At 62.1% G+C, this 22,357-nt stretch carries 21 protein-coding genes; 9 read left to right on the top strand and 12 right to left on the bottom strand.

Translation table 11 applies throughout. From position 1 onward, the window contains the following. The first annotated feature begins 5 nt into the window (after nt 1-5). The gene (locus IEX53_RS04885) at nt 6-1,022 is read left to right on the top strand and encodes an FUSC family protein (RefSeq protein WP_188822034.1); all 1,017 of its coding nucleotides are present in this window, start codon (nt 6-8) and stop codon (nt 1,020-1,022) included. Nucleotides 1,023-1,129: 107 nt separating this feature from the next. On the opposite strand, the gene dksA is transcribed toward IEX53_RS04885, so the two are convergent. Continuing rightward, on the bottom strand, nt 1,130-1,546 hold the full coding sequence (dksA, locus tag IEX53_RS04880; protein WP_188822032.1) for an RNA polymerase-binding protein DksA: 417 nt from the start codon (nt 1,544-1,546) through the stop codon (nt 1,130-1,132). 278 nt (nt 1,547-1,824) lie between these two features. Between dksA and IEX53_RS04875 the strand changes: the two genes are divergently transcribed. The 5 genes from IEX53_RS04875 (at nt 1,825) to IEX53_RS04855 (ending at nt 5,905) form a co-directional block, all read left to right on the top strand. Continuing rightward, on the top strand, nt 1,825-2,133 hold the full coding sequence (locus IEX53_RS04875; protein WP_188822030.1) for a HigA family addiction module antitoxin: 309 nt from the start codon (nt 1,825-1,827) through the stop codon (nt 2,131-2,133). Between the two features lie 9 nt (nt 2,134-2,142). Further along, the gene (locus IEX53_RS04870; RefSeq protein WP_188822028.1) at nt 2,143-2,661 is read left to right on the top strand and encodes a SixA phosphatase family protein; all 519 of its coding nucleotides are present in this window, start codon (nt 2,143-2,145) and stop codon (nt 2,659-2,661) included. 59 nt (nt 2,662-2,720) lie between these two features. Then, the gene (locus tag IEX53_RS04865; RefSeq protein ID WP_188822026.1) at nt 2,721-4,178 is read left to right on the top strand and encodes a YcjX family GTP-binding protein; all 1,458 of its coding nucleotides are present in this window, start codon (nt 2,721-2,723) and stop codon (nt 4,176-4,178) included. Further along, on the top strand, nt 4,175-5,281 hold the full coding sequence (locus tag IEX53_RS04860; protein ID WP_188822025.1) for a YcjF family protein: 1,107 nt from the start codon (nt 4,175-4,177) through the stop codon (nt 5,279-5,281). Before IEX53_RS04865 ends, IEX53_RS04860 begins: the two co-directional genes overlap by 4 nt. Nucleotides 5,282-5,371: 90 nt before the next feature. Further along, nucleotides 5,372-5,905 (top strand): hypothetical protein, encoded by a 534-nt coding sequence (locus IEX53_RS04855; protein ID WP_188822023.1) that lies wholly within the window; start codon nt 5,372-5,374, stop codon nt 5,903-5,905. A 167-nt stretch (nt 5,906-6,072) separates the two neighbouring features. On the opposite strand, the gene folK is transcribed toward IEX53_RS04855, so the two are convergent. Next, nucleotides 6,073-6,573 (bottom strand): 2-amino-4-hydroxy-6-hydroxymethyldihydropteridine diphosphokinase, encoded by a 501-nt coding sequence (folK, locus tag IEX53_RS04850; protein ID WP_188822021.1) that lies wholly within the window; start codon nt 6,571-6,573, stop codon nt 6,073-6,075. Then, complete coding sequence (gene folP, locus IEX53_RS04845; protein WP_188822019.1) at nt 6,570-7,412, bottom strand: dihydropteroate synthase; 843 nt, start codon at nt 7,410-7,412, stop codon at nt 6,570-6,572. Before folP ends, folK begins: the two co-directional genes overlap by 4 nt. 135 nt (nt 7,413-7,547) lie before the next feature. On the opposite strand from folP, the gene IEX53_RS04840 reads away from it, so the two are divergent. Beyond that, on the top strand, nt 7,548-8,168 hold the full coding sequence (locus tag IEX53_RS04840) for a DUF922 domain-containing Zn-dependent protease (protein ID WP_188822017.1): 621 nt from the start codon (nt 7,548-7,550) through the stop codon (nt 8,166-8,168). A gap of 231 nt (nt 8,169-8,399) precedes the next feature. Here IEX53_RS04840 and IEX53_RS04835 read toward each other — a convergent pair whose 3' ends face one another. From IEX53_RS04835 to IEX53_RS04825, 3 genes are all read right to left on the bottom strand, one after another. Beyond that, entirely contained in the window at nt 8,400-9,425 is a 1,026-nt protein-coding gene (locus IEX53_RS04835; RefSeq protein ID WP_188822016.1) for an NAD(P)/FAD-dependent oxidoreductase, read from the bottom strand. Between the two features lie 23 nt (nt 9,426-9,448). Next, nucleotides 9,449-9,772 (bottom strand): 2Fe-2S iron-sulfur cluster-binding protein, encoded by a 324-nt coding sequence (locus IEX53_RS04830; protein WP_188822014.1) that lies wholly within the window; start codon nt 9,770-9,772, stop codon nt 9,449-9,451. A gap of 79 nt (nt 9,773-9,851) precedes the next feature. Beyond that, nucleotides 9,852-10,259 (bottom strand): Hpt domain-containing protein, encoded by a 408-nt coding sequence (locus IEX53_RS04825; protein ID WP_188822012.1) that lies wholly within the window; start codon nt 10,257-10,259, stop codon nt 9,852-9,854. Between the two features lie 493 nt (nt 10,260-10,752). Between IEX53_RS04825 and IEX53_RS04820 the strand changes: the two genes are divergently transcribed. Continuing rightward, nucleotides 10,753-15,333 carry an apolipoprotein A-IV repeat region-like domain-containing protein gene (locus tag IEX53_RS04820; protein ID WP_188822010.1) on the top strand — a complete coding sequence of 1,527 codons (4,581 nt, stop codon included), beginning with the start codon at nt 10,753-10,755 and terminating at the stop codon, nt 15,331-15,333. 617 nt (nt 15,334-15,950) lie between these two features. Here IEX53_RS04820 and IEX53_RS04815 read toward each other — a convergent pair. Genes IEX53_RS04815 through IEX53_RS04800 form a run of 4 tightly spaced genes read right to left on the bottom strand, consistent with a single transcriptional unit; the run spans nt 15,951 to nt 19,641 of the window. Continuing rightward, entirely contained in the window at nt 15,951-16,541 is a 591-nt protein-coding gene (locus tag IEX53_RS04815) for an ABC-type transport auxiliary lipoprotein family protein (RefSeq protein WP_188822008.1), read from the bottom strand. A gap of 57 nt (nt 16,542-16,598) precedes the next feature. Then, nucleotides 16,599-17,594: an MlaD family protein gene (locus IEX53_RS04810; RefSeq protein ID WP_188822006.1), complete on the bottom strand. Its 996-nt coding sequence runs from the start codon at nt 17,592-17,594 to the stop codon at nt 16,599-16,601. 22 nt (nt 17,595-17,616) lie between these two features. Further along, on the bottom strand, nt 17,617-18,456 hold the full coding sequence (locus tag IEX53_RS04805; protein ID WP_188822004.1) for an ABC transporter ATP-binding protein: 840 nt from the start codon (nt 18,454-18,456) through the stop codon (nt 17,617-17,619). A gap of 9 nt (nt 18,457-18,465) precedes the next feature. Next, on the bottom strand, nt 18,466-19,641 hold the full coding sequence (locus IEX53_RS04800; RefSeq protein ID WP_188822003.1) for an ABC transporter permease: 1,176 nt from the start codon (nt 19,639-19,641) through the stop codon (nt 18,466-18,468). Between the two features lie 211 nt (nt 19,642-19,852). Between IEX53_RS04800 and IEX53_RS04795 the strand changes: the two genes are divergently transcribed. After that, the gene (locus tag IEX53_RS04795) at nt 19,853-20,299 is read left to right on the top strand and encodes a DoxX family protein (RefSeq protein ID WP_236016042.1); all 447 of its coding nucleotides are present in this window, start codon (nt 19,853-19,855) and stop codon (nt 20,297-20,299) included. 46 nt (nt 20,300-20,345) lie between these two features. On the opposite strand, the gene IEX53_RS04790 is transcribed toward IEX53_RS04795, so the two are convergent. Both IEX53_RS04790 and IEX53_RS04785 read right to left on the bottom strand, forming a co-directional pair. Beyond that, nucleotides 20,346-21,386, bottom strand: a complete 1,041-nt coding sequence (locus IEX53_RS04790) for a glycosyltransferase family 4 protein (protein WP_188822436.1) — start codon at nt 21,384-21,386, stop codon at nt 20,346-20,348. After that, on the bottom strand, nt 21,386-22,234 hold the full coding sequence (locus tag IEX53_RS04785; protein ID WP_188821999.1) for a UDP-2,3-diacylglucosamine diphosphatase: 849 nt from the start codon (nt 22,232-22,234) through the stop codon (nt 21,386-21,388). Before IEX53_RS04785 ends, IEX53_RS04790 begins: the two co-directional genes overlap by 1 nt. Between the last annotated feature and the right edge of the window lie 123 nt (nt 22,235-22,357).

The raw sequence follows: 22,357 nt of genomic DNA, 5'->3' as shown, positions 1-22,357 counted from the left end.
CCCGCATGAGGATTGCCCTTCCCGGCATCACATGGCAACCGCTTCTGCGGGCACTGGTATCGGTCGCACCATTTGTCCTTCTGTCGTTGATCTTGAGCCAGCCTGTCTGGCTCCAGGCCGCCTTGGTGGCGATTTCAGCGCAGATTGCCTGGGAACGCACTGGATTGGCACCCCTCGGGGTAATCCTGCACGGGGTCGCAATCGCCGCCGGCTTTCTACTGCTGTTCTTTGCGCTTCTCGTCCCGGCGCTTTTTGTGGCAGCTTGTGCGTTGATGGCGGCTGGAACGATCCGCCTTGCAGCCGAGGGCAGCAAATTCCGTTCGCTCGGCAATTTCACTTTCATCCCCGCTCTCTATCTCGCCTGCGAGATGGGAGAAAACCTGCCGCATGATCTTTACTGGCCGACTGCGCTGGCCTTTTTTCCATACATCGCCCTTGCGATCATTCCCGTTATTATCCAGGCCGGGATAGAGCATATGCGCGCGGGAAGAGCTCATCCGGACGGCCTCCGCCATCTCATACGGTTGACCCGAGACAAATCGCACGGAAATCGCAGCCCTTACCTGGAAGATATGGCCGCGGTCATTCTCGCTGTCGGCACGGCTGCATGTCTCGTCGAGTGGCAAGGCCTCGATCATGGACAATGGGTGATCTGGTCGGCGGCCAGCGTCGTGACGGGCGATACGGCAAGCTCACGGCTGAAATTGCGCGACCGCACGACGGGAGCATTGATCGGCGTTCCGGTCGGAATTCTCCTCGGCTTCGCCATGCCGCACTCCGCGATTGCGTATGGCCTCGCCTCGCTGGGAGCAATCCTGACGCTGGTGGCGTTCGAGCGCTATGTCATCGGCTTCGGCACACGCTGCGCTTTGATCGCGCTCGCCTTGCTGCTCTCCGGCCAATCGGTCGTGATAGCCAGCGAGCGCGTGCTCAATGTCATTCTGGGAGGATTTATAGGCGTACTATTCGTCCTGGCCGCTCACTTGGCCGCGCGCCGCGTGAAGCTCCCAGCCACGAAATAGGGCAATTCCCGACAGAACAGGATGCCGAAACTGAAATCGGACATCCTGTTCAATATGATGTTTGCGCATGATTCTCGAAAGGTCTGCGACCTCTCGAGAATCAAACACTAATCGTCGCGATAGACCTTTTCCCGCCGCTCGTGCCGCTCCTGCGCCTCGATGGAGAGCGTCGCGATCGGCCGGGCATCCAGGCGCTTAAGGCTGATCGGCTCGCCGGTTTCCTCGCAGAAGCCATACGTGCCGTCCTCTATGCGCTGGAGAGCGGAATCGATCTTGGCGATCAGCTTGCGCTGTCGGTCACGGGCGCGCAGTTCGATGGCGCGGTCTGTTTCCGATGACGCTCTGTCGGCAAGGTCGGGATGATTGGCGTTTTCCTGTTGCAAGGCTTCGAGCGTTTCGCGGGCCTCGCGGAGTATGTCATTTTTCCAGGCTATCAGCTTTGCGCGGAAGTAAGACTTCTGCCGCTCATTCATGAACGGCTCGTCTTCAGTGGGCCTGTAGTCAAGGTCGATCAATTCACTCATGTCTGAATCACCCCACATCTAGGAGACGCGAGCGCCTATATAGGTCCAGATGCAACAACGCACAACAAGAAACGAACAAGCGGCACCACTTTTTAGTGCATTGATTTTGCTGAAAATTGCAACGTTCCTTTATTATCGCCAGCGAGAATGCGCTTTTGCACCGCCACCCCGGCGACAATGAGGCGGCGAGAGCTGTGTTGGAAATCGTGGCGATAAGGCTCGGTTCTCTTGAAGTATGGTGCACAGGCTGGCATTCATTTGATGAAAGCGAGGCGACGATGCTGACAACCAAGCGAAGGCCGGCGAGCGTCGGCGAAATCCTGACCGAAGAGTTCATGCAGCCGATGGGCCTGACCCAGGCCGCGCTGGCGGAAGCCATGGGCGTCCAGCGCAAGCACGTCAATGAATTATGCGGCAACCGCAGGAGCATTACGGCGGCGACGGCGCTGATCCTGGCGCGTGTGTTCGGCAACAGCCCGGACTTCTGGCTCAACGTACAGCGGCGCAACGACCTTTGGGAGGTGTTGAACACTCCCAAGGAGCGCGAGCGTGTCGAGCGGGCGCGCCCGCTTAAACACGCTGCCTGAGCCGCGCGCATGACTCGCCTCTATCTCCTCCGTCATGCCCGAGCCGTTCGCGCTGTGCCCCGAATGGACGATTTCGACCGTCCGCTTGCCGAAGAAGGCGAGCGCGAAGCCCGCAAGATCGGCAAGGCCATGGAATCAGCCGGATTTATCCCTGATATGGCGATATGCTCCGCGGCGAAGCGCACGCGCGAGACGCTCGAGCATCTGCGTCCCGCCCTCACCGCCCCCTTCCCCGCCATCGATAGTCGAGAACTCTATTCAGCCGACGCTGAGGAATATCTCGAAATCATCCGCGCCGTGGAGCCGCCAACTTCATCGCTGCTGGTGATAGGTCATAATCCTTCCATCGCAGAATTGGCGCTCATGCTGTCAACGCGGGGCGACCCGCTCGCGATCGAACGGCTTTCCCAAGGATACCCCACCGCCGCCCTGGCGGTTATCGATTTTCATGCCCCCCTGGCGCAGGCAGAAGAGGGGGAAGGTACGCTCCGCGCCTTCATCACCCCGGAGGATATCGCCGATATTTAACGGTTTCCCCGGCTTTCTTATCTATATTTCGAACCGAACTGGATTTCGATGAGGGCAATTTGGCGACTCTGACCACCCTGACGGACGAGGCGAAGATTGCCTTGGACACGCTGATCGACCGCACGGGCGGCCTCGTTTCCCCATCGCTGCGCCTCGGCGTAACCGGCCTCTCCCGCGCCGGCAAGACGGTGTTCATCACCGCGCTGGTGCATAATCTCATCGCCGGCGGACGGCTGCCGCTATTCGAGTCGCAGAAGCAAGGCCGCATTGCTCGCGCGTTTCTGGAGCACCAGCCGGACGACGCGGTGCCGCGCTTCCAGTATGAGGAGCATTTGAAGGCGCTGATCGATCTCAGGGAATGGCCGGAATCGACCCGCGCCGTCTCCGAACTGCGCCTGACCATCGAATATGAGTCCGCCTCCGCCTGGAACAGGATGTTCTCCAAGGGGCGGCTTTCGGTTGATATCGTCGATTACCCCGGCGAATGGCTGCTCGATCTCCCGCTTTTAAGCAAGACCTATGCGGATTTCTCTCGCGATTCCTTTGATCTGGCCCGCCTCCCCGCCCATGCCGAACCGGCGGCGCAATGGCTTGCGGAGGCGCGCACCGCCGATCCCGAGCACCAAGCCGACGAACTGACGGCGCAGCGGCTGGCCAAAAGCTTCACCGCTTACCTTCGCGCCGGCAAGGCCGATGAGAAAGCGCTTTCCACCTTGCCGCCCGGCCGCTTCCTCATGCCTGGGGACCTCGACGGTTCGCCCGCCCTCACCTTCGCGCCCCTCCCCGACCTCCCAGGCAAATACGCCCCCGGCTCGCTGGCCGCCATGATGGAGCGGCGCTACGAGGCCTACAAGACCCATGTGGTGAAACCCTTTTTCCGGGAGCATATCGCCCGGCTCGACCGCCAGATCGTGCTGATCGACGCCATGCAGGCGATGAATGCCGGCGCGCCTGCTGTCGCCGATCTGGAACGGGCGCTGACCGAAATCCTTTCCTGCTTCCGTCCCGGCCGCACCAATTTCCTGACCGGCCTCGTCCAGCGGCGCATCGGGCGCATCCTCGTCGCCGCCACCAAGGCGGACCATCTGCACCACGAAAGCCACGACCGGCTGGAGGCCATCGTCCGCCGTCTGGTCGACCGGGCGATCAAGCGCGCCGATTTTTCCGGCGCGGAGGTGGATGTGCTCGCCATGGCCGCCGTGCGCGCCACCCGCGAGGCGACTGTAACGCAGGGCCGCGACACCCTCCCCGTCATCATCGGCACGCCGCTCAAGGGCGAGATGATCGACGGAGAAATCTTCGACGGTAAAACGGAAACCGCCATATTTCCCGGGGACTTACCGAAAAATCCGGAATCGATTTTTGAAGAAGCCGCCCACCCCGCCCATGACATTATCCGCTTCGTCCGCTTCCGCCCGCCAAGGCTGGAGCGAACCGCCGAGGGGCTGACACTGTCGCTGCCGCACATCCGGCTCGACCGTGCGCTGCAATTCCTGATCGGAGACCGCCTCGCATGACCGGGACACCGCCTCGCAGGCCCACCGCCTTCCGCCTCGACAGCCCGACCGTCTCCGTCGAAGGCGGCAAGAAGCCTGATGAAGCCGCGCCGGAGAAAAAGCCCGCGCGCAAGCCGACCGCTATCCGTGACATGGCGGTGGTGACACCCGCGTCCGTCGATGTGTTCGAAGCCGAGGGCCTCGACCCCGACGAGTTGGACGCCCTCACCCCGCCGCCGGCCTTGCCACCACGCAGGAAATTCCCCTTCGGGGGCATTCTCGCGGGCGCGCTGGGCATTCTCCTGTCGCTGGCCATCGGCGTCTGGACGGATGATCTGATCCGCGCCCTCTTCGACCGCTCCACCTGGCTCGGCTGGGTGGGCCTTGGCGTCGCCAGTGTTGCGCTATTAGCATTTCTGATCGTCATAACCCGCGAGGCGCTGGCGCTACGGCGGCTCGCCTCCGTCCAGTCGCTGCGCGACGAAGCGGCGGATGCGGCGGCGCGCAACGATGGCCGCCTCGCCCGCGATTCGGTAGCGCGGCTCACCGCCATCGCCTCCACCCTCCCCGCCACGGCGCGCGGGCGCGAAATGCTGAACACGCTCGAAGGCGACATCATCGACGGGCGCGACCTGATCCGCCTCGCCGAAACGGAAATCCTGCGCCCGCTCGACCGCGAGGCGCGCGGCCTCATCCTCGCCGCCGCCAAGCGCGTTTCCGTGGTGACGGCGGTCAGCCCCCGCGCGCTTGTGGATATCGGCTATGTGATTTTCGAAGCGGCGCGGCTCATCCGCCGCCTGTCGGACCTCTATGGCAGCCGCCCCGGCACGCTAGGCTTCCTTCGGCTCACGCGGCGCGTCATCGCCCATCTCGCGGTCACCGGCACAATCGCAGTTGGGGATAGTTTCGTGCAGCAGATCATCGGCCACGGCCTCGCTTCGCGGCTTTCCGCCAAGCTCGGCGAAGGCGTCATCAACGGCCTGATGACCGCGCGCATCGGCATTTCCGCCATGGATATCGTGCGCCCCTTCCCCTTCATCGCAGAGAAGCGGCCAGGCATTGGCGACTTCATTGGCGACCTCGCCAGGCTCACCGGCGAGCAGACGGCTAAGAAGAAGGATTGACATTCGGCCCGGCGCAAACCAAGCATTAACCAATCGCGCCGATTATTCGGCATTGAATCGCCCTTGTGCAAAAGCCCCCGAGTCCGCCCCATGAAAAATTGCGTTGCCGCTTGTCTTTTTCTGTTGCCGCTGGCAGCCGCGGTTTCTCCGGCTGCAGCCGCCGATAAGGATGAGCGTTTCTTCCGCAATGTCGAGGGCCAGTGGACCGGCCCCGGCGAAATCGTTGCGGGCAAATACAAGGGCACGAAATTCACCTGCACGCTCGCCGGCACGACGCCGGAGAACGATATCGGCATGACGCTCGACGGCTCCTGCCGCGTCGGCGTCTTCTCTCAGCCCATGAAGGCCACCGTCACCCGCAAGGGCGGCACTTACACAGGCGCGTTCAACGATGGCGCGGCGGGCAAGGGTCTTGACGTCGTTTCCGGCACAGTCAGCGGCGACCGCGTGGTCTTCGGCCTCAACCGGAAACAATTGAACGGCGCCATGCTCGCCCGTATCGCTGATGAGAACACCATGAACGTCACCGTCTCCGTGCGCGTGGAGCAGGAGCTCGTCCCCGTCATCGGCATGAGCCTGAAGCGCGTCGACGGCGCGGCGGTGAGCAGCATCGCGAAGAATTAAGATTTCAGAGCCAAGTAGAGGCTGACCCCTCTCTCGCCGTCATTCTCGGGCTTGTCCCGAGAATCTGCAACGAGAAAAAGTAAAGCAATACCATCCTGACAGGTTAGGCCACGGTAGATTCTCGGGACAAGCCAGAGAATGACGGTCAGAGGCAATTCTCATTTATTTTAATATTTTAACCACCACTCCCCCTCTATCCTTTCCACTCCCTTATCATCGCACCCGGCCCGCCATTCCGCCACCGTCCGGCCATTAGCCACCAGCCCCGGTGCGATTTCCGCCAGCGGAACCAGCACGAAAGCGCGTTCGGTCATGCGGGGATGCGGAAGGGTTAGGGTCGGCTCGTCCAGATTCTCCACGCCCTCGAATGCCAGCACGTCGATATCAATTGTGCGCGGTCCCCAGCGCTCCAAGCGCAACCGCTTCAAGCCTTTCTCGATATCGAGGCAAGCATCGAGCAGCCCGATTGGGGAAAGCGTCGTTTCGATTTCCGCACAAGCATTGTGGAACCAGTCCTGATCCGTCTTGCCCCAGGGCGGCGTGCGGTAGACGGATGAGACGGCCACCACGCGCGTATCGTTACGTTCGTCGAGCAGGCGCAGCGCCTGCCCCATCGCCGCGACGGGATCACCTATATTGCCGCCGAGGCCGAGCCATGCCCGTTTCATAGCACCCTGCCCTCACGCGCCTTCAGGACGGCGTCGGCGATCTTGAGCGCATCGCAGTTGATCGCAACATCATGCACCCGGAAAATATCCGCACCCTCGAGCCGCAAGATGGCGGAGGTCGCCGCCGTGCCCGCGTCCCGCTCCGCCATGTCGCGCCCCGTCAACGCCCCGATGAGCCGCTTGCGCGAGGTGCCGACGAGCAGCGGAAAGCCGAACCCGCGCAATTCCCCGAACCGCGCCATCAGCGCCACGCCCTCATGGGTTTCCTTGGCAAAGCCGAAACCCGGATCGAGCACGATCTGGTCGTCGCGGACCTTGGCCGCGCGGGCGATTTCGAGCGAACGGTTGAGGAAGGCGAACTGGTCGGCGATCACGTCGGGATCTCGCTCCCGCTCCCGGCCCGTATGCATGATGACGAGCCCTGCCCCGGTCTCCGCTGCCAGATTGGCGATACCCGGCTCGCGCTGCAGGCCCCAGACATCGTTGACGATATGCGCCCCCGCGGCCACCGCCAGCCGCGCGGTTTCCTCGCGATAGGTATCGACGGAGATGATGCTGTCTGTTTCGCGCGTCAGCGCCTCGATCACCGGCAGGATGCGCGCCTGTTCGATCGCCGCATCGACAGGCTCCGCTCCGGGGCGGGTCGACTCGCCGCCTATGTCGATGATGACAGCACCTTCCTCACGCATGCGGCGGGCCGTTTCCACCGCGCGCGGCAGGTCGTCATGCCTGCCACCGTCGGAGAAGGAATCCGGCGTCACATTGAGGATGCCCATGATGACGGCCTCCTCCCCCAAGATAAGACTGCGCCCATGGGCGAGCCGCCATTCCCTTCGCATGCGTCTGCTTCCTCTACCGATTCCCGCGACAATTATATTTGTCTTGACGATTGTGCGTCATGGTGAACCTATCCGCCACCCAATTGTTATAGTGGGTGATTTCATTGCCTTAGCCGCAAAGGAACCGGGTTGAAAATGATGTTCATGCGTAAGGTTCTGGTCGCCACGGCCATTCTTGCCTGTGCGGCCACTGCGGCGGATGCGGCCACCGTTTTTCGCAGCTACAGCTATTATACCGTCCAGGGCAAGACGGCGGCAGACCTTGACAGGGGCCTCGCACGCGGCGGCCCGCTTCTGAAAAGCACCGGGCAGCACCATCCGGGCGCGGCGCAGATCCGCTTCGACGCCAAGGCGCGCTATCGCATGGACAAGGGAGCGTGCCGCGTTACCGGCGTTTATGTCAACGTCTACGCCAAGGTCATGCTGCCGCGCTGGAAGCAGCGCCGCAAGGCGGAGCCGGAACTGGCGCTCGTCTGGGACACGCTTTCGCAGGATATCAAACGCCACGAGGAGAGCCATATCAGCATCGCTCACAGCCATGCGAGCGAGATCGAACGGGCGGTCCGCTCCCTCCCCTCGCGTCCCGACTGCTCGCTGCTCCGCGACGATATCAATAAGGTGACCGAGCGGCTGATGAAGGCGCATGACCTCGCGCAAAAGCGATTCGATTATGTCGAGACGCTCAATTTCGAAAAGCGGTTTGAGCGATTGCTGACATATAGGCTCGAGCGGACGCTGAAGAAGGCCGTGGATTAGTCTGTCAAAATTAACCTGAAACAGCGCTCCCCACGCCGTCATTCTCGGGCTTGTCCCGAGAATCTACCGTGGCTTAATCTGTCAGAACGGTAATTGCTTATCTTTTTCTTTATGGCAGATCCCCGGGACAAGCCCGAGGATGACGGCAGGACTACGCACTTTTTTACAGCGGTTCAGTTGATCTCTGAAAGGCCCTTGCCGCTGCCCCTCCCGCTTAGGAGGGTGCCTTGCCTACTGCACCCCGAGCTTCTTCTGCAGGCTTGTAGACGAAGTCGTATACTGGAACACCACGCGCTCGCCGGGGTTGACGATGCGCTTGGCGGCCTGGGTCATCAGCGCCGCCTCGTGAAAGCCCGAGAGGATCAGCTTCAGCTTGCCCGGATACCAGTTGATGTCGCCGATGGCGAAGATGCCGGGTTCTGACGTCTCGAATTTCTCCGTATCGACGGGGATAAGGTTTTCGTGGAGGTTGAGCCGCCAATCCGCAATAGGGCCGAGCTTCATCGTCAGACCGAAGAAGGGCAGCATGCGGGTCGCCGCAAGTTCCTTCTCCCCATCCGGCCCCTTGATCGTCACTCCGGACAATTCGCCATTCTCGCCCTTAAGCCCGGTCACCTGCCCAAGCTCGAAGCTGATGCCGCCGCTGTCGACCAGTTCGAACATCTTCTTGACACTGTCGGGCGCGGCGCGGAAATCGGCACGGCGGTGCACCAGCGTCAGGCTCTTGGCGATGGGCTGAAGGTTCAGCGCCCAGTCGAGCGCGGAATCGCCGCCGCCCACGATCATCACATCCTGGTCGCGGAAGGCGTCCATGCGGCGCACGGAATAAAAAACGCTCCTGCCCTCATAGGCTTCGATGCCAGGCACGGGTGGACGCTTCGGCTGGAACGAACCGCCGCCGGCGGCGATCACCACCACCTTGGCCTCGAAGATCTCGCCCTCGTCGGTCTCCACATGGAAACCGCCATCCGCCTGGCGCTCGACCCGCGTGACCATGCGGTTGAAATGGAATTGCGGCGAGAACGGCTTGATCTGCTCCATCAGCCGGTCGACCAGCGCCTGCCCCGAAATCTCGGGCCACGCCGGAATGTCATAGATCGGCTTTTCCGGGTACAGCTCCGCACATTGGCCGCCCGGACGGTCGAGGATATCGATGAGGTGACATTTGAGATCGTAAAGTCCCAGCTCAAAAACGGCAAAGAGCCCGACCGGCCCCGCCCCGATGATCACCACGTCCGTGCGGATAATGTCACTCATTTGGCGTCCCAACCCCTTCGTTCTTAGCTCTGCCGTTCCGGAACATGCACCACCAACCCGTCCAGTTCGTCCTTGACCTTGATCTGGCAGGAGAGCCGCGAATTGGGGCGGACGTCATAGGCAAAGTCCAGCATGTCTTCTTCCATGGGGGACGGCTCGCCGACGGTGCCGGTCCAGTCCTCATCCACATAGACATGGCAGGTCGCGCAGGCGCAGGCACCGCCGCACTCCGCATCGATGCCGGGAATGGCGTTGCGAATGGCGTTTTCCATCACGGTGGAGCCATTTTCGGCTTCCACCTGCGTGCGCGTCGCGCCGTCGAACGAAACAAAGGTGATTTTTGTCATGCTGGCCCCAAGCGGTCTTCCAGCCACGCAAATACCGCTTTGCATAGCCGAGCGCAACCGCTTGGGCGGCCAAAGCTGATTACCGGCTGATCGCGGCGATGAACTCCTGCACATCCGTCAGCGCATCGCGCAGGGCGGCGGCGGACTTCTCGTCGGACGGGTTGGCTTCCACCTTCTCGGCAAGCTCAGCCACGCGGAACGCGCCGATGGAACGCGCCGAGCTCCGCAGCGAATGGGCGAGCAACCCCCGCTCCTTGCCCGTCACCTGGCCGATCCGATTGGCCACGCCGCTCGCCTGCCGGGAAAAACGTGACAGCACTTCGGCTTCCAGCCCGCGGTCGCCGAGTGTCTGGCGCGCCAGGTGAACAAGATCGATGGCCCGGGCGCGAGACCGGCCGGCAAGACCTTCGCCGCCCGGCTGGGTAAAGGCTATCGCATGGTTCTGAAAACGGGAAACCTGAGCTTGGCTTTGATGGGCAACCGCCATTGTTATTCTCCTTGGTTTTTTTGGACGGCGCACGAGTACGCCTGAAACAAATCTGAGAGCGGTCTAATTCTTTACAAATGAACAGCCCATGAACGCTTTGTTCATGCTGTAAATCCGCTGTGGACGCAGCCGCGCTGTGCATTTCCGTTTGGCTTGAAAAGTGGCATATTCACGGCTCGCGCCTGTGCCGGGGATCAAGATTTCCACACTCTGGTTAACAGTGCGTAATCGCAAGGGACTTGAAGTTTTACAGGTCTTGGCGCCCGGCTCGATGTTTGAAGTGCGCCCGCCGCCTTATGTCGAATGATGTGAATTGCAGAACGAGACCCTAGCGGCCAAGAGCGTTAACCCTGTATTTAAACTTTTAAGCAGTTGCGAATTCAGCTGTTTCATTCCGGTAAATCAGCCGGTACGATGCAGGGTGGCGTAGATAGAGTTTGATGCAGCATCCGCGCCGATGCGCATCAGCGTGAGTACGAGGTAAGTGACGGTGATGGCCCCAAAGACCAAGGCGGAGAAGATCGACCTCGACGTCGAGGAAGCGCTGGAAAAAGCTCTCGATTTCGATTTCGACGATGACCTGGGAATCGATATGAACCTCGGCTCGCTCGATGAAAATTTCTCGCTGTCCGATCTCGAGGAGCAGATCTCGCGCGCGGCTGCCGAGCTCGCGAATGAGAAGAAGGACGCGCCTGCCACCGCGCCCCGGGTAATCCGCGCCACTGAGGGCAACCCAGCCGCCGAGTCGGCGAAGCAGCCCGCGCGTACCGCGCCCGCCGATGTCGCGGCCCCTCCTCCGCCACCGGCCCCGCCCCGCGTTGCAGCAGCTCCCGCAGTTGAATTGCCTGCCGCCCGGGCGCCCAAGGCTGAGCCGATGGGCGAGCCGCCCGCTTTCCTGACCAAATCCGCCGAAAACCAGCCCAAGGCGCCGTCGCTCACGCCCGCCAATGACGATCTGCGGCGCGAAGGCGCATTGCCGCGCGGATTGGCGCAGCGTCCGTCGAACCGCATCTTCTGGACGACCACGGCCCTGAGCGCGCTCTGGACGGCTGGAGGTCTGGCAGTCGGCCATTCGTTAAGCCCGGCAGGTCTTACCTCGACAGGAGCACTGAGCAATTTCTTCACCTCCCCCGCCGGCCTCGCCGTCGCGACGGGCATCGCCGTTCCGGTGCTGATGTTCTGGGGCTTTGCCCACATGCTGCGCCGCGCGCAGGAGATGCAGTTCGCCGCGCGCACCATGACCGAAGCGGCCTTGCGCCTTGCTGAGCCGGAATCGGTGGCCGGAGAGCGCGTGGTGACGCTGGGACAGGCCGTGCGCCGTGAAGTGGCAGCGATGAGCGAAGGCATCGAGCGCACCCTCGCCCGCGCCGTCGAGCTGGAAACCCTCGTTCAGACTGAGGTCAACGAGCTCGAACGCGCCTATACCGACAATGAAATCCGCATCCGCACGCTGGTCAGCGAACTCGGCAATGAGCGCGAGGCCGTGCTGACCCATGCCGAGCGGGTCCGCTCCTCCATCTCCGGCGCCCATGAGCACCTGAAGGACGAACTGTCAGCCACTGCCAACGCCATACGCGACAGTGTGGCGGGCGCGACTTCGCAGCTGACGGAGCAATTGACGCGTTCCGGCGACAATCTGGTGGAGCGCCTCAACGACAGCGGCAATTCCATCACGGTCGCCATCGACACACGCGCCAATGACGTTTCGTCCCGCATCGCCGCCTCCGGTGAAGCGCTGACCAATGTGCTCGATACCCGCATCGCCACCCTTGGCGAGCAGACCGAGACTGTGGTGTCCACGCTCGCGGATGTGCTCGACCGGCGCACCAGCAGCATCGCCTCGCTGCTGGGCGACACCACGCAGAACATGGTGAGCGAGTTCGACGCCCGCCTCACGACTCTCGACAGCACGCTGTCCGAGCGCGGACGCTCCCTGCTCAACGAGTTCGAGACCCGCGCCCAGTCGCTCGACGCCAGCACCGAAAAGCTCAACGCGGCGCTGGAGGCACGCGCCCGCCAGATCAACGAGAACCTCATCGCCCGCACCCGCGAGATCGCCGAAACCTTCTCCGAAGGACGCACGACGATCAGCGAAGTCATGGACGAGACCAAGACGCGGATTTCGAGCGACCTCTCCGGCATCGCCGAATCGGTGTCGGGCCTGCTCAATGAGAAGGCCCTGAACTTCGCCGGTCAGCTCGCCGAGGGCCGCAACGCGCTCGCAGCCTCGCTTGCCGGCGAGACGGACCGCGTCTCCGCCATCATCCGCGATCATACCGACACGCTCGCCACCCACACCAACCGCATCCAGGATGCGGTGGTTGGAAGCGCGGCCATGCTCGACGGTGTTACCGAGCGCCATGCCTCTCTGCTCGAAGAGCGCACCGCCGCGGTCCGCGCCGCGATTGCCGAGAACAGCGCGCTGCTCGATCAGACCTTTGAAAAGCATGGCAGCCTGCTCGACAATCGCGTCGTGGGCCTGCGTGCCGCGCTGGCGGAAAACGACGCCGTTCTGCAGAACGCTTTCGAAACATATGCCCTCTCCATCGACCAGCGCACCCATGGCGTCCGCGACCTCCTTGGCGAGAGCCAGCAGGCGCTGGTTCAGGCGCTCGATGAACGTGCCCGCGGCATTCGCGAAATCCTCAGCGGCAGCCAGGATGAAATTGCCCGTACCATCGACGAGAAGACCCTCAACGTGCATGGTGTCCTCGTCTCCGGTCAGGACGGGCTCGCCCGCGCGCTGGAGGAACGCACCGCCGAAATCCATGCGACTCTGGGCCAGAGCCGCGAGATGCTGGATGCAAGCTTCGGCGAGCACGCCCGCGTCATCGACGAGCGCACGGCAAGCTTCGGCTCCGTGCTGGCACAGAACCAGGCCGTTATTGCCGACACGCTCGGCGGCCATGAACGCCTGCTTGAAGACCGCGCCGCGGAAATTCGCGCCACCCTGGCGCAGACCACCGAGACGCTCGGCGAAACGCTCATGGACCAGAATGCGATCCTCGAGCAGCGCACGGCCATGCTGCAGCAGACCATCGGCGAAAGTAGCGCGACCATCGGCCGGGTTTTCGACGAGCAGACCGGCGTCATCGACGAACGCACCTCGACCATGCAGAAGGCGCTTACCATCGGCGTCGACAATGTGCGCAAGTCGCTCGAGCAGAGCGCGCAGGTGGTTGCCGGCGCGCTGCGCGAGAAGATTGTCGAAGCTGCCGGCACGCTTTCCGCAGAAGCGGCGAAGGCCGGCGAGGCGCTCGACGGCTATGGCGAGTTCTTCAGCAGCCATCTCATCGAGAATCTGAGCGCGACCGAAGCGCGCCTCAACGAACGCGCCGACGCCATCGCCATGAATCTGGGCGAAATCGGCTCGCGCGTCGCCACCGAGCTCGGCTCCATCGAGGCCCGCATCAACCATGTGACGGAAAGCACCTCCGCCACGCTGGAGGAGCGCACCCGCGAACTCAACGCCGTGCTCGCCGCCCGCTCGCAGGAGATCACCCGCATTCTCGCCGATACGGCGGAACCGCTGGTCGAGCGCCTTGCCGATAGCGGTCGCGGCCTTGCCACCCAGCTCGAGGAAGCCACCCACGCGGCGACCGACCGGCTACGCACGGAAAACGCTGCGCTCGTCAGCGCGCTAGCCAGCCGCACGGCGGAAACCATCTCGGCCATCCAGGAGGCCAAGAGCGGCCTTGCGGACAATGTCGGCGAACTCATCGACCGTCTGGCCACTTCCAACGCCAAGCTGGGCGATCTCATCGACAGCGCCACGCGCAATCTGGGCGATATCGACACCCGCCTTATCGACACCACCTCGTCCTTCGCGGAAAACACCAACCGCGCGGCGCAGACCTTCGCCTCTGCGGGCCGCCTCATCGACGGCAATCTCAATACGCTGAACGGCCTCTCCAACGAGACGCTGAAGCAGATCAGCAGCATTGCCGAGCGCTTCGATGAGCATGGCCGTATGCTGGGCGCCGCCAACGCGATGATCGGCTCGGCGCAGGACAATCTGGCCGCCACACTGGAAGAACGCGCCCATGCGCTGCAGGAACTGGCCTCAGGCCTCACCGAGCGCTCGGAAGGCATCGAACATGTCATGCGCTCGTTCGAAAAGCTGGTCTCGAGCGCTTTCGAGCGTGCCGAGGGCCGCACCCGCATGTCGGCGGAACAGCTGCGCGCCACCATCTCCGACGTGGTGGAGCAGGCGTCGCAGAAATTCGCCAACGCCACCGACGAAATCCGCCGCACGGCCGCAGAAATCCGTGCCGAGCTCGACGAGACGCGCGGCGAGTTGAAGCGCGGCGTGCTGGACATGCCTGCTCAAGCCAAGGAATCCACCACGGCCATGCGCAAGGCAGTGTCCGAGCAGATCAATGCACTGCGTGAACTGGCCGAGATCGTCAACAAGTCCGGCCGCCTCATCGATGTCGGCGAAAGCAAGGCCGACCGGCCCGTCTCGCGCCCGGCTCCCCGCCCGGCACCAGCGCCCGCTCCGGCCCCTCGCGTGGCTGAACGGAGCTTCGGCCTGGAAGACCAGATCGTGCTCAGCACCAGCCGCGAGCGTGACCGCGAACGCGCAGCGCCCGCTCCGGCACCCTCCGCCTCACGTAGCGGCACGAGCAGCAGCGGCAGCTGGGTTTCCGACCTCCTGGCCCGCGCCTCGCGTGAGGAAGAGTCCGAGCAGGTCCGCGCCCCCGCCTCCAGCGCATCGCGCTCCCCGGCTCATGTGGTCGAATCGCTGAACTCGCTCTCGGTCGACATCGCCCGCGCCATCGATCATGAGGCGTCGGTCGAACTCTGGGACCGCTACCGCCGCGGCGAGCGCAACGTCTTCACCCGCCGCCTCTACACGATGAAGGGCCAGCAGACCTTCGATGAGATCAAGCGCAAGTACCAGTCGGATGGCGAGTTCCGCCGTGCAGTGGATCGCTACATGGACGACTTCCAGCGCCTGATCGAAGACGTCGCCCGCAACGACCGAGACAATATGGTGACGCAGACCTACCTGACCTCCGACACCGGCAAGGTCTACACCATGCTCGCCCACGCCAGCGGCCGCCTGCGGTGATGCGGTAATAGATAGCTGAAACGCAAAAACGCGGCTCACGGGCCGCGTTTTTGTTTGGGTTGGAGCGGTTCGTGTTTTGATGGAATCGGCTGAATACCGTTTGGGGCCGTTGTTGTATTGAGATGTCGAGGAATGGATCCCAGTGACAAGCACTGGGATGACGGATTTCATTGCTGTTAGAAGCTAAACCTCAACCTCGCCGCTTGGCTAAAGCATATCCGGTAGTGGAAAGAACATCTCCACCCGTCATCCCAGTGCTTGTCACTGGGATCCATTCCTCGACGGTGACATACCGCAACGATAGGAGAATAAGTCAACCGTTTCCATCTAAAGATGAAATGCTCTAGCCCGCAGAGATAAGCTCAAACTGCAACTGCAACCCCAACCGCCAAATCCTCGCCCACATCCTTGATGCCCAATCGTGAAATGGCGGAATTAACGGAGTTCTATTGGTCGTCACTGTTTGAAAGAGAATGGGCGTTTTGCCGGCACTACGGCATCGAAACGCCTTTTCCAGACAGTCCGCTATCGGTCATCACGTCCCTCGTCACGCGCTTACCATATTCGCGCACCGAGCTTTCAATCTAGCATGACCGCTTCCAGCGGCCCGGCAACCGTCAAATCACCGACAGCGTCCAGTTGACGATTTCGCCTGACACCTTGTCGAAGGCGGCATTGAGCGCTTGCACATAGGCGGCATTGCCGGTTCCGTTGACCGGCACGGAGGCGGTGAAGACGCGGGTGGCGCGGACTTCGCCATTTTTGTCGTTCATCACCTTGGCCCCGATCTCGACGATCGCCATCGGCGTTCCCTTGAAGGCATCGACGCCGAAGGTGCGGATATCGGTGATGATCTGGTAATCGATGGCGAGGCCGTCGCCGGGACGCCCGACGCCGCCCAGAAGGCCGGTATTGTCGAACGCCTGCACCAGGCGCGACTGCACGATGTTCGGCAGCCGGTCGCCCCATTGCGCGCCCTTCAGATATTCGATCTCGTCGGGCGAGGTGTTGACGACGATGTTCTGGCCGTCCAGCGCCTTGAGCGCCGCCGGGTTCTGGATCAGAATTTGCACATTCTTGCGGCTCTTCGCCGCCACCACGGGCCGGGAAGCGTTAAGATTGAACGTGTCGAGCGGGACCGTGCCGCAGGAAGCGACAGTCACGGCCAGCAACATCACGCCGGCGAAACGCCCGGTTTGTCGAAACATCCTCACGTGCAACCTGCCCCTTTCACGCTCACTTCATCTCACGGCATCGCAACGGGATCAACGCCGGTTACGCGCGTCATATTGAGGGACATTGCCCTGTCCACCGAAAATCAGCCGCTGCGGGTCGCGCTCGAGATCGGTGATTGCCTGTTCTATGCGCTGGACGGAGCGGCGGCTGTCGGTGACGAGCGCCTGCACATCGCGCAAGCCCTGCCCCGAAAACCGCTGCAGATTGTCGGCAATGGGACCGAGCCGCGTATTGAGCGTATCGGATGTGCGCTGGATGGACTGGAGCGTCGCCCTGGTCTGCGCCACGACGCTGTCCTTGCCATTGTCGGAAACAAGCGCATCGACTTTCTGCATGACGCTGTCAGCCCGCGCCGAAGCCTTGTTGAGCCGGGCCATCATCTCCCGGGCATCCTTGACGATCTGCTGCACGTCGCCGGTACTGTCTGCCAGATCGTCGAGCATCTTGGAATTCTTGGCGAGCGCGTCGGTAAAGGTCTTGGTGTTCTCCACCGTTTGCGTCAGAGGCTGGCGCACATCCTTGATGAAGCTTTCCAGTCCGTCGAGCACATTGTTGGTCTTGGCGGCAATATCCTGCGCCGTTTCCAGAAGATTGGTTACGGCGGAGGGATCGCCATTGATCAGCGCCACCTGGCCGCCCTTTTCCGCCTCTTCCAGGAGGTTTGGCTCGTTGCGGCTGCCACCCTTCAATTCCACATAAGCCTGCCCCGCGAGGCTCAATATGCCAAGCTGCGCCCTCGTCGAGCGGGTGACCGGCGTCGTGCGATTGACTTCCGTCGCCACGATCACATTGTTCGGGTTGGTGGGATCGAGCGTGAGCCTGCGCACGTCACCCACCTTGATGCCGTTGAACATGACCGGGCTGCCGATGGAAAGCCCGCTGACCGAGCCCGGAATGCGGATTTCGAGCGGAGCGGTATCGCGGTTCTCTCCATAGCGGGCCACCCAATAGACGAAGGCGAACGCTGCCAGGCACACCAGCAGCGTGAAAATCCCCACCAGAACGTAATTGGCCTTGGTTTCCATATCTTATCCAGTGGCTTTCATTTTATCTGCCGTGGGCTTCCGCCCGCCGCCGCGTCTGCGCGGACGGATCGATCTGGCGCGCGCGCTTGCCGCGAAAATACGCCTTCACCCATGCATCATCAACCTTCAGCATATCCTCTATGGTGCCATCGACCAGGACCCGCTTCTTGCCCAGCACCGCGATGCGGTCGCAGACGGAGAAGAGGCTGTCGAGGTCGTGTGTCACCATGAAGACCGTCAGCCCCATCGTATCACGCAAATTGGCGATCAGTTCGTCGAATTCCGCCGCGCCGATTGGGTCCAGCCCGGATGTCGGCTCATCGAGGAAGACGATATCCGGATCGAGCGCCAGCGCCCTCGCCAGCGCCGCGCGCTTGATCATGCCGCCTGACAGTTCGGACGGAAGCTTCTCCGCCGCATTCTGCGGCAAGCCGACCAGATCGATCTTCAGCCGCGCCAGCTCGTCCATCAGCCGCGGCGAAAGGTCGAGATATTCGCGCATCGGCACCTGGATATTCTCCAGCACGTTCAGGGCGGAGAACAATGCGCCGTGCTGGAACAGCACGCCCATGCGCATGTCGATCTCCATCTTTTCGATGTCGGTAACCGCGTCGATATCATAGCCGAAGATGCGTATTTCGCCCGAGGATTTCCGGTTGAGGCCCAGAATCGTGCGCATCAGCACCGATTTGCCCGCACCAGATGGCCCGATGAAGCCGAGGATTTCACCGGGATAGACATCGAGCGAAAGCTTGTCGAGCACGGTCTGGCTGCCGAACGAGACGGTAACGTCGCGCACGGAAATCACCGGCTCGGCGGCGTAATCCGCTTCCTCCCGCTCGGTTGTCATCGCTTGCGCCATCCGTCCCGCCTAAAAGTTGATTGCCGCATAGAACATCGCGAACAGCCCGTCCACGACGATGACGACAAAGATCGATTTCACGACGGAGGCGGTCACGCGCCGCCCGAGCGATTCAGCGCTGCCCTTCACTTTCATGCCCTCCACCGAGGCCATGATGCCGATGATCATCGCCATGAAGGGCGCCTTGATGAGGCCGGCCAGGATGGTGGAAAAATCGACAGCATCGCGCAGGCGCTCCAGAAAGGCGGCGGGCGGGATATGCGAATAGGTCGCCACCACGAAACCCGCGCCGACGAGCGCCGCCAGATCCGCGACAATGGTCAAAAGCGGCAAGGCTATGACCAGCGCCACCAGCCGGGGAAAGACGAGGACGCCGACGGGATTGAGCCCGATGACGGTGAGTGCGTCCGTCTCCTCGCGCATTTTCATCGACCCGATCTCGGCGGTGATGGCGCTGCCCGAGCGCCCCGCCACCATGATCGCGGTCAGGAGCACGCCGAGTTCGCGCAGCACCAGAATGCCGACCAGATCGATGACGAAGATTTCCGCGCCGAAATAGCGCAATTGAAACGCGCCCTGCTGGGCTATGATGCCGCCGACGATCGTCGACATCAGCACCACGACCGGCACCGCCCCAACGCCCATGCGGTCGAGCTGGGTGACGATAGGCGCGAAGCTGATGCCATTGCCGCGCCCCAGCTTCATCTGGGAGCCGCGAATGGTCGCGCCCAGAATATGCATCGCCATCAGGAAATCGTCCCAGGCGGACCAGGTGAGCTTGCCCAGCGCGGCGAGAATGCGGATGACGAAGAATGGCGGCTTCGGCGGTCTGTCCTGGCCTTCGCGGCCAACCGCCTCGCCGACCGCATCCAGCAACGGCCGCCATGCCTCGCGCCGTCCGTGCAGTTTCACTTGAATGTCGCGCGCCCGCAATGCGTGGCTCAGCCGCTCGATCAGCCATGCGCCTGCGGTGTCCAGACCGACGACGTGAGCCAAATCTATGGTTGCGCTCGAAACGTCCCGTTCGTCCTGCAGCTTTCGCATCGCGGCATCGACCAGATGGACGCTGTGCGACGTCCAGCGCCCGCTGAGCGCAATCGTCGCGCCGGCGGCGGAATGCGTCACCTCGATCCTGGGTGTCGTATCGGGAGCGGCGCTTGTTTCGTCCGCGGCATCGGTCAACATATTCTTGTTCTTATAGAGTCTTTCGATTCTGATCGAGACTTTTAGCACATCGCAGCCAAACGGATTTCGTTTGCACTCATAAATACGGCCAGGGTAATGCCATTTAAGCTCCTGCTCATCAAAATAATTTTACTTGGCGCCTGTTGTCATGTTTTATTGATCGTCGCGTTGCATGGATGGCGACGCTGATTCACTTTTTAAGGAAACACCCGTGAACCATCATACAGATAACCAGAGACTTTTCATTCCGGCCCTCGGCGGCATTTATTCGTCGCTGCACACCTTCGCCGAAACCTTGCTGCGCGTCATCGGCGGCGGCGCGTTGGTGACCCATGGCTATGGCAAGATCATGAATCCGTTCGGCGCAAGCGGCATGGTGGAGAGCCTCGGCTTCTACCCCGGCGCCTTCTGGTCGCCGCTGCTCTCCGCCACGGAGTTCTTCGGCGGCATCCTCATCGCCATCGGCCTTCTGACCCGCCCAGCCGCCTTCGCCGCGACGATCGTGCTCCTCGTCACCATCTGGTTCCATTGGGGCGTGCAGGGCCAGGGCTTTTCCGGCGCCGAGAAATCCATCCTCTGGACGGCCATCCTGTTCTTCTTCGTCATCCGCGGCGCAAACCGGCAGTCGGTGGACGGGCTGATCGGGAAGCAGTTTTAAAAGTGAAATAGGGAATAGTGAGGTAGTGAGTAGCGGGACAAAATCCCTACCTCACGACCTCACTACCCACTATCTCACTTGTTTCCGCCACCGGCGTCAGGACGCTCTCGAAAATATCGGCGCAGTGTTCCCAGGTGAAATCCTTGAGCGCGGTATCGGGATCGACCCGCCCCATTTCCAGCGCCGCGAGACAGGCTTCGCGCAAATCTTCCGACAGCACCCCTGCCCCGGTCGCGCCGATCACGTCCTTCGAGCCGGGCACCGGATAGGCCGCCACCGGCAGGCCGCTGGCTATCGCCTCCAGCAGCACCAGCCCGAAAGTGTCGGTGCGGCTGGGAAATACGAACACATCCGACCCCGCATAATAGCGGGCGAGTTCCTTGCCCTCCTTCTTGCCGACATAGACGGCATCAGGAAAGCGCTGCTTCAGTTCCTCAAGCACCGGCCCATCACCCACCACCAGCTTCGTGCCCGGCAAGTCGAGCGAGAGGAAGGCCGGCAGGTTCTTTTCCGGCGCGACACGCCCGACGCAGAGAAAGACTGGATGCGGCAAACCTAGATCGACCCGCGCGCGCGGCTTGAACAAGGTGCGATCCACACCCCGCGTCCAGATCTTGAGATGCGTGAAGCCCCGCGCGGCAAGCTCGTCCCGGATCGAAGGCGTCGGCACCAGCGTGCATGCAGCCGCATTATGGAAGCGGCGCAGGAAGCCATAAGTCAGCGACAGCGGCACCACCGGAAAACGCTCGGAAAGATATTCCGGAAAACGGGTGTGAAAGCTCGTGGTGAAATGCCAGCCATTCCTGAGGCAGGCGCGCCGGGCCATGATCCCAAGCGGCCCTTCGGTCGCAATATGCACATAGGCCGGCTGGAGCTTGGCGAGCGCGGCCCGCACAGCGGCAGGATGCGTCAGCGCCAGCCGGATTTCCGGATAAGTCGGGCAAGGAACCGAGCGGTAATCTGCTGGCGAGAGGATCGTCACCGCATAGCCGCGCGCCGTCATCAGGTCGCGCATATGGGTGAGCGTCCGGACGACGCCGTTCACCTGCGGATGCCAGGCGTCGGTGACGATGACGAGACGCTTCATCAAGCCACGTTTGCCGGCCTTGGCAGGGACCGCGCCGCCGGACGGCGATCCTGGAGATCGATGACCGGCGCGAACCCGGCCTTCTCGCCGATGAGATGCGTCCACGAAATGAGCTCCATCGTCCCGTCGAAATGTTCGGCCACCGCCGTGCAGCTTTCCACCCAATCGCCGGTGTTGATATATTCGACGCCGCCGATGGTCTCGATCGTCGCGTGGTGGATATGGCCGCAGATGACGCCATCCACACCCGTGCGCCGCGCCTCTTCCGAGACGATATCCTGAAACGCGCCGATGAAATTGACCGCCTTCTTGACGCGGAACTTCGCCCATTGCGAGAACGACCAATAGCGCAGGCCAAGGAGGCGACGTACCTTGTTCATGACGGTGTTGAAGGCGATGGCCGCATCATAGGCCCAGTCGCCGAGATAGGCGATGAAGCGCGCATTGCGCACCACCACATCGAACTGGTCGCCATGGATGACCAGGAATTTGCGTCCATCCGCGGTTTCGTGGATCGTGCGGTCCATCACCTCGATGCCACCGAAATGCGTGCCCTGAAAATCGCGCAGGAATTCGTCGTGATTGCCGGCGATATAGGTGATGCTGGCGCCCTTGCGGCTCTTGCGCAGCAGCTTCTGCACCACGTCATTATGCTCCTGCGGCCAATGCCAATTGCGCCGCAAGCGCCATCCATCGACAATGTCGCCGACGAGATAGATGGTCTCCGCGTCGTGAAAGCGCAGGAAATCAAGCAGAAATTCCGCCTTCGCGCCCTTCGACCCCAGATGCACATCCGAGATGAACAAGGTGCGGTATTTCTTCGCTTCGTCATCCGCCTGCTTGCCCATCTCCAACTCCGTCCGTCTTGTGATGGCTCAATATTTGGCATGACTAAAAGCCGATTCATGTCACAGGCGTATGACGGCGCGTTTTGGGCCCCTCGCCCGCCTTGCTTTCCAGCGCGATTGAAA

The organism is Paramesorhizobium endophyticum, assembly GCF_014640615.1.
Taxonomy (GTDB): Bacteria; Pseudomonadota; Alphaproteobacteria; order Rhizobiales; family Rhizobiaceae; genus Paramesorhizobium; species Paramesorhizobium endophyticum.
Note: the sequence above shows the minus strand (reverse complement) of the source record. Positions and strands in the feature narration are given on the sequence as shown.